The sequence below is a fragment of the Rhodococcus marinonascens NBRC 14363 genome (assembly GCF_001894885.1).
Classification (GTDB): domain Bacteria; phylum Actinomycetota; class Actinomycetes; order Mycobacteriales; family Mycobacteriaceae; genus Rhodococcus_F; species Rhodococcus_F marinonascens.
The window spans coordinates 1-8,745 of sequence record NZ_BCXB01000066.1 but is presented as its reverse complement, the minus strand read 5'-3'; the positions used below and the strand labels follow the sequence as shown (position 1 = coordinate 8,745).

Annotated in this window: 1 protein-coding gene; it reads right to left on the bottom strand. The window is 66.3% G+C overall.

Going from position 1 to position 8,745, the window contains the following annotated elements; translation table 11 throughout:
- Positions 1-8,745, bottom strand: an 8,745-nt coding sequence (locus tag RM2_RS22165) for a non-ribosomal peptide synthetase (RefSeq protein ID WP_139277896.1), incomplete at both ends; no start/stop codon positions are given.

The window sequence follows — 8,745 nt, the reverse complement described above, 5'->3', positions numbered from 1 at the left end:
GCCGGTGGCGTTCCACGTCTCGAGCACCAGTGCCCGCTCGCCGTCGTCGAGGACCGAGACCTCTCCCACCGCCGCCGTAGGATCGTCGAGAACCACCTCGAGCACCCGCACGAAGCGGTCCACGATCTGCGCCGCCGTCACCGCATCGAAGATGTCCGCCGCATACGCCAGCGTCCCCAGATACCCACCGCCGGCCGCCTCACCGAGAGTCATCGACAGGTCGAACTGCGCCGCCGTCCAGTCCACCTCGACCGGCGCAATCGTCAACCCCGGAAGCTCCACAACCGACTGGGTGTAATTCTGGAACGCCAACATCACCTGGAACAGCGGCGAGAACGACTGCGACCGAACCGGGTTCAACTTCTCCACCAACCGCTCGAACGGCACATCCGCATGAGCGAATGCCTCGAGATCGGTCTCCCGCACCCGGTCGACCAGTTCGGCGAACGACATATCCGGATCACACTCGGCCCGCAACACCAACGTGTTCACGAACATCCCCACCAGATCATCGAGCGCCGCCTCACCCCGGCCCGCGACCGCCGAACCCACCGCGATATCGGTGCTACCACTGAGCTTCGCCAACACCACCGACAACGCCGCATGCACCACCATGAACGGCGTCGCACCCCACTCGTGCGCCGACGCCTGCACCCGCACCACCGTCGCCGGCGACACCGCGAATTCGACCGTGCCACCGATCCCCGACCGCACCGGCGGACGCGGCCGATCCGTCGGCAACGCCAGCACATCCGGAAGATCCGCCAAAGCACCCGTCCAATACTCGATCTGCTGCGAAATCAGCGATCCCGGATCGTCCTCCGAACCCAGCACCTTCCGCTGCCAGAGTGCGTAATCCGCATACTGCACCTCGAGCGGCGGCCACCCCGGCTCGTGCCCGGCACACCGGGCCGCATACGCCACCACCACATCCCGGGCCAACGGCGCCGTCGAGAACCCGTCCGCACAAATATGGTGCACCACCATGGCCAGCACATGCTCGGAGTCCGAGACCCGGAAAAGTCCGCCCCGAATCGGTACCCCGGCGGCCACATCGAACCCACCGGTCAACAACCTCGCCGCACAATCACGCAGCTCGTCCTCACCGGCCACCGGCACCGGAGTCAGATCCACCGGAACCTGCGAGACCGGCACGATCACCTGCGACGGACCCTGCTCCGAATCCGGGAACACCGTCCGCAACGCCTCGTGCCGGACCAACACATCGGTCACCGCCGCACCCAGCGCCGCCACATCCAACTCACCGGTCAACCGCATCGCCAACGGAATGTTGTACGCCGCCGACTCCGGATCGAACTGGTTCAAAAACCACATCCGCTGCTGCGCCAACGACAACGGCACCCGGTCCGGCCGCACACCCGCCACCAGCACCGGACGGCCACCCTCACCCGCATGCTGCTCGGCCCGCACCGCCAACGCCTCCACCGTCGACGCCTCGAAGATCACCCGCACCGGCACCCGCGCATCCAACGCCGTACCCAACCGGGCGATCACCCGGGTCGCGATCAACGAGTTACCACCCAACGCGAAGAAATCGTCGTCGAGCCCCACCCGCTCCACACCCAGAACCTCGGCGAACACCCCGGCCACAACCTCCTCAACCGGAGTGGTCGGCGCCCGGAACTCACGAACCTTCCACTGCGGCGCAGGCAACGCCTTCCGGTCCAACTTCCCGGAACTGTTCAACGGAAATTCGCCGAGGACGATCAGCACATCGGGCACCATGTACCGCGGCAGCGACCGGCCCACCGCGGCGCGCACCGACTCCGTGTCGACCGAATGCCCGTCCGCGGACACCACATACCCCACCAACTGCTGGCCCAGACCACCCTCGTGCACCACCACCACTGCCTGCCCGACCGACTCCTGCACGGTCAGTGCCGACTCGATCTCCCCCAACTCGATCCGCAGACCACGCACCTTCACCTGGAAATCGGTGCGCCCCAAATATTCGAGATCACCGTCCCGGTTCCACCGCACCAAATCCCCGGTCCGATACAACCGTGAACCGGCGTCCTCCCCCGCCGTCGCGCCCGCGAAGGGATTCGCGACGAACCGGTCCGCCGTCAGATCCGGGCGCCCGACATACCCGCGGGCCAACTGCACACCCGCCAAATACAACTCCCCCGCCACCCCCACCGGGGCCGGGCGCAAACGCGCATCGAGCACATACGTCCGGGTATTACGGATCGGCGCACCGATCGGGATCGAACCGGCCTGCGCCTGCGGCAGGCACCCGAACACCGTCGCCGTCACCGTCGCCTCCGTCGGCCCATACGTGTTGTCCAACACCGCATCCGTACGGTCGAAGAACCTCGCCGCCATCTCCGACGGCAACGCCTCACCACCGACCGAGACATACCGCAACGACGCCGGCAACGCCAACACCGAATCCGCCGCAAGGAACAACGCCAGCATCGAGGGCACGAACTCCAAAATCGTGACCTCCCACCGCTCCGCAGTCCGCACCAAATATTCCGGATCACGATGCCCACCCGGGGCCGCCACCACCAACCGGGCCCCCACCTGCAACGGGTAGAACAACTCCCACACCGACGCATCGAAGGTGACCGGCGTCTTGTGTAACACCGTGTCGGCCACGCCGAGCCCATACCTTTCCCGCATCCACCCCATCTGATTCACCACCGACCGGTGACTGACCGCCACCCCCTTCGGCCGCCCCGTCGACCCCGAAGTGAAAATCGCATACGCCACATTCCCCGGCCGCGACGGTCCGAGGAGTTCGGACTCCACCACCACCGCGGACGAGTACCCCGACACATCCAGGCCGTCGACCTCCACCACCGCCACCCCGGCCGGCAAGACCACACGATCGGTGGTGGTGGTCAGCACCAACACCGGGACCGCAGTCGCCACCACATACGCAGTCCGGTCGGCAGGATGCTCCGGATCGATCGGCACATACCCGCCGCCCGCCTCGAGCACCGCATAAATACTCACCATCAGATCCAGCGACCGGCCCATCGCCACACCCACCAACGACTCCGGACCCACCCCCCGCGCGATCAAAAACCGGGCCAACCGGTGCACCCGCGCAGCGAACTGCGCATACGTCAACAATTCGTCGCCGAACACCACCGCCGTCGCATCCGGGGTCCGGGCCACCTGCGCCTCGAACACCCCCACCAACGTGACATCCGGTCCCGGGACCGCGGTCGCGTTCCACCCGTCCACCGCCCGGCGCTCGGCCGGGCCACGCAACTCGATCGCCCCCACCGGCGCCGCCGCATCCACCGTGACCGCCTCGAGGATCGCGGTGAACATCGCACCGAACCCGGCCACCGTCGATTCCTCGAACAAATCCAACGCATACGTCAGCGACCCATCGATCCCGGTGCGCCGGCCCTCCACATCGAACCGTTCGACCAGATCCAACTCCAAATCCAGCTTCGCCCCAACCGACCCGGTATCGACCGGTTCGATCTCCAAACCAGGCAACGACACCCGCGTTTCCGCGAAGTTGTGCACCACCAACAACACCTGGAACAACGCCGAATACGCCGTCGACCGGGCCGGGTTCAGAATCTCCACCAGCCGCTCCAACGGCACATCCGGATGCCCGAAACCAGCCAGATCCACCTCCCGAACCTGACCGAGCACCTCCGTGAACGACGCCGCACCCTCGATCCGGGTCCGCAACACCAACGTGTTCCCGAACATCCCCACCAAATCATCGAGCGCCGCCTCACCACGGCCCGCGATCTGAGTACCGATCGGAATGTCCTCGGCCCCGCTCACCCGGGCCAACAACACCGCCAACGCCGTATGCGCCACCATGAAAAACGTCGCCCGATGCTCACGCCCCAACCGGTCGATCCGTTCCGCCAGATCCGCCGACAACGTGAAACCCACCCGCGCCCCCCGCGGCGACTGCACCGCCGGACGCGGATGATCGGTCGGCAACTCCACCAGATCCGGCAAATCCGCCAACACCGAAGTCCAATATGCCAACTGGCGGGAAATCACCGACCCCGGATCCTCCTCCGAACCCAACACCCGCTGCTGCCACAACGTGTAATCCGCGTACTGCACCTGTAGCGGTGCCCACCCCGGCGCGTGCCCCGCGCGGCGAGCCGCATACGCCACCACCAGATCCCGGGACAACGGGGCCGTCGACCCACCATCACCAGAAATATGGTGCAGCACCATCGCCAACACGAACTCGTCGCCGGCAACCTGGAACAACCGCACCCGCAACGGCACCTCCGCCGCCACATCGAACCCACCACCGACGAACCCGAATACCCGGGCATACCCCTGATCCGCAGCCAACCATTCCGGTGTCAGATCCACCGGCACCCCCGACACCGGCACAATCACCTGCGACGGACCCTGCTCCGAATCCGGGAACACCGTCCGCAACGCCTCATGACGGCCCAGCACATCGGCCACCGCCGCCTGCAACGCCGCCACATCCAACACGCCCGTCAACCGGATCGCCAACGGAATATTGTATGCCGCCGACCCCGGATCGAACTGATTGAAAAACCACATCCGCTGCTGCGCCAACGACAACGGCACCCGCTCCGGCCGCGGACCCGCCACCAACGCCGGACGGCCACCCTCACCCGCATGCCGTTCGAGACGCACCGCCAGCGCCTCCACCGACGACGCCTCGAAGATCACCCGCACCGGCACCCGAGTGTCCAACGCCGCGCCCAACCGGGCTGTCACCCGGGTCGCGATCAACGAGTTACCACCCAGAGCGAAGAAATCATCATCCAACCCCACCCGGTCCACACCCAACACCTCGGCGAACACCCCGGCCACAATCTCCTCCACCGGATTCGTCGGCGCTCGGAACTCCCGGACAGTGAACTCCGACGCCGGCAACGCCCGCCGATCGAGTTTCCCGGAACTGTTGAGCGGCAACACGTCGAGGACCATGAGTACATCCGGCACCATGTAGGCGGGCAGTGACCGCCCCACCGCGCTACGCACCGTACCGATCTCGACCGTGTGTCCCGCAGCCGGAACCACATACCCGACCAACTGCTGACCGAGGTCGCTCTCGTGCACCACCACCACAGCTTGCGCCACAGCGTCCTGCACGGTCAGCGCCGACTCGATCTCCCCCAACTCGATCCGCAGACCACGGAGTTTGATCTGGAAATCGGTGCGCCCCAAATACTCGAGTTGCCCGGACGGCAGCCAGCGGACCAAGTCCCCCGACCGATACAACCTCGAACCCGGCCCACCGAAAGGATTCGCCACGAACCTGTCCGCCGTCAAATCTGGACGCCCGAAATACCCGCGCGCCAACTGCACACCACCCAGATACAACTCGCCCACCACCCCCACCGGCACCGGGCGCAACCGCGCATCGAGCACAAATGTTCGGGTGTTCCACACCGGCGACCCGATCGGCACCACCGAATCGCCCGGCGCGGTCTCGTAGTAGGTCACATCTACCGACGCCTCGGTCGGCCCGTACAGGTTGTGTAACGCCGCCCCCCCGGCCTGGTGCAGACGGGCCGCCGTCGCCGGCGCCAACGCCTCACCACTGGCGAACACCCGGCGCAGCGAGCGACACGCCGCGACATCTGCACCTGTCAGGAACACCTCTAGCATGGAGGGCACGAAATGCACAGTGGTGATCGACTGCTCACGGATCACCCGCTCGAGATAGGCCGGGTCGCGGTGCCCGTCCGCTTCAGCGACCACCACGCGCGAACCGGTCTGCAACGGCCAGAACAACTCCCACACCGACACGTCGAAGGTGGTCGGGGTCTTCTGCAGGACCGCGTCACCGGCGTCGATGGGGTACCGCTGTTGCATCCACAGCAGCCGGTTCACGATGCCCCCATGCGGTATTGCGACACCCTTGGGTGCACCGGTCGATCCCGAGGTAAAGATGACATAGGCGGGATTCTCCGGCCGCAGCGGCGCCACTCGCTCCCCGTCACCGATCGGGTCGGCAGAATACTCCGACACATCCATGACGTCGAGCGCCACGGATACGACCGACGCCGGCAATACCGCCCCATCGTCGGTCGTAGTCAGGACCAAGGCCGGCTCGGCGATGGCCACCACATGCGCGATCCGCTCAGCGGGCTGGTCCGGATCGATCGGCACATACGCGCCGCCGGACTTGACCACCGCATAGATCGCCACCAACATATCGGCCGAGCGGCGCAGAGCGATGCCCACCAACGATTCCGGGCCCACCCCGGCGCCGATCAGATACCGGGCCAGACGATTCGCGCGGGCGTCGAACTCGGCGTACGACAAGACTGTCCGGTCGAACACCACCGCCGGGGCGTCGGGAGTACGCACCACCTGCGCTTCGAACAAGTCGGCGAGCGTGGTGTGCGGCACCGGGTGCCCGGTGTCATTCCACTCCGCCAGCACCCGCTGCCGCTCGACGTCGTCGAGGACCGAGAGATCCCCCACCGGCACCGACGGATCTTCCAGAACAGTGTCGAGGACCCGCACGAACCGCTCCGCGATCTGCGCCGCTGTCACCTCATCGAAGATGTCGGTCGCATAGCCGAGCGACCCCGCGTAGCCGCCCTCCCTGCCGCCCGACTCGGAAAGGGTCATCGACAGATCGAACTGCGCCGCCTCCCACTCGACCTCGACCGGTGCGATCGTCAACCCCGCCAACTCCACAACCGACTGGGTGTAATTCTGGAACAACAGCATCACCTGGAACAACGGCGAGAACGACTGCGACCGTGTCGGGTTCAGCTTCTCCACCAACCGCTCGAACGGCACATCCGCCGCAGCGAACGCCTCCAGATCCGTCTCCCGCACCCGATCCACCAACTCCGTGAACGACAAATTCGGGTCGCACTCGGCCCGCAGCACCAACGTGTTCACGAACATGCCCACCACATCATCGAGCGCCGACTCGCCACGACCCGCGATCGCCGAACCCACCGCGATGTCGGTGGTACCGGACAACTTCGCCAACACCACCGACAACGCCGCGTGCATCACCATGAACGGTGTCACACCCCGCTCGTGCGCCCACGACTCCACCCGCGCCACCGTCGCCGCCTCTACGACGAATTCGACACTGGAACCGACACCCGACCGCACCACCGGGCGCGGCCGATCCGTCGGCAACGCCAGCACATCCGGCAAACCCGCCAACGCCCCGGTCCAGTAGCCGATCTGCTGCGAGAGCATCGATCCCGGATCATCCTCCGAACCCAACACCCGCTGCTGCCACAACGTGTAATCCGCATACTGCACCTCGAGCGGCGCCCACCCCGGCTCGTGCCCCGCGCGCCGGGACGCATACGCCACCACCACATCCCGCGCCATCGGCTCGGTCGAGAACCCGTCCGCACAAATATGGTGCACGGCCATCGCCAGCACGTGCTCGGACTCCGACACCCGGAACAACGCCCCACGCACCGGCACAGACTCGGTGACGTCGAAACCGCGGGTCAGCAACGCGGCCGCACGGACCCGCAACTCGTCCTCATCCGCGACCGGCACCGGTGCCAGATCCACCGGCACCCCCGACGCCGGCACGATCACCTGCGAGGGACCCTGATCCGAATCCGGGAACACCGTCCGCAACGCCTCATGACGGGCCAGCACATCAACGACGGCCGCCTGCAACGCCGCCACATCCAACACGCCCGTCAACCGGATCGCCAACGGAATATTGTATGCCGCCGACCCCGGATCGAACTGATTCAAAAACCACATCCGCTGCTGCGCCAACGACAACGGCACCCGCTCCGGCCGCGGACCCGCCACCAACACCGGACGGCCACCCTCACCCGCATGCTGCTCGGCGCGAACCGCCAGCGCCTCCACCGTCGACGCCTCGAAGATCACCCGCACCGGCACCCGAGTGTCCAACGCCGCGCCCAACCGGGCTGTCACCCGGGTCGCGATCAACGAGTTACCACCCAGAGCGAAGAAATCATCATCCAACCCGACCCGCTCCACACCGAGGACCTCGGCGAACACCCCGGCCACAATCTCTTCCACCGGATTCGTCGGCGCCCGGAACTCCCGCAGCGCCCACACCGGCACCGGCAACACCTTCCGATCCACCTTTCCGCTCGAACTCAACGGGAACTCGTCGACCACCATCAGTACATCCGGCACCATGTACGCGGGAAGCACCCGGCCGACGGCCTCGCGCACCGCCTTCGTATCGACCGACCGGCCGCTCTCGGGCACCACATACCCGACCAACTGCTGACCGAGGTCGCTCTCGTGCACCACCACCACCGCCTGCGTGACACCATCCTGCACCACCAACGCCGCCTCGATCTCCCCCAACTCGATCCGCAGACCCCGCACCTTCACTTGGAAATCGGTGCGGCCCAAAAACTCCAACCGCCCATCACGGTTCCACCGAACCAGATCCCCCGTCCGATACAACCGGGAACCCGGTTCACCGAACGGATTCGCCACGAACCTGTCCGACGTGAGGTCCGCCCGGCCCTGATACCCGCGGGCCAGCTGCACCCCGCCCAGATACAACTCCCCCGGCACCCCCACCGGGGTCGGCTGCATCCGTCCATCCATCACATACGTGTGGGTGTTCCACACCGGGACACCGATCGGGACGGTCAACACGCCCCGGTCATCACACCGGTAGTACGTCACATTGACCGCAGCTTCGGTCGGCCCGTACGTGTTGTCCAGGCGTGCATCCGACTTCGCCGCCAAACGCCCGAACAGATCCACCGGCAATTCCTCGCCGCCGACATACACCAACCGCAACGATGC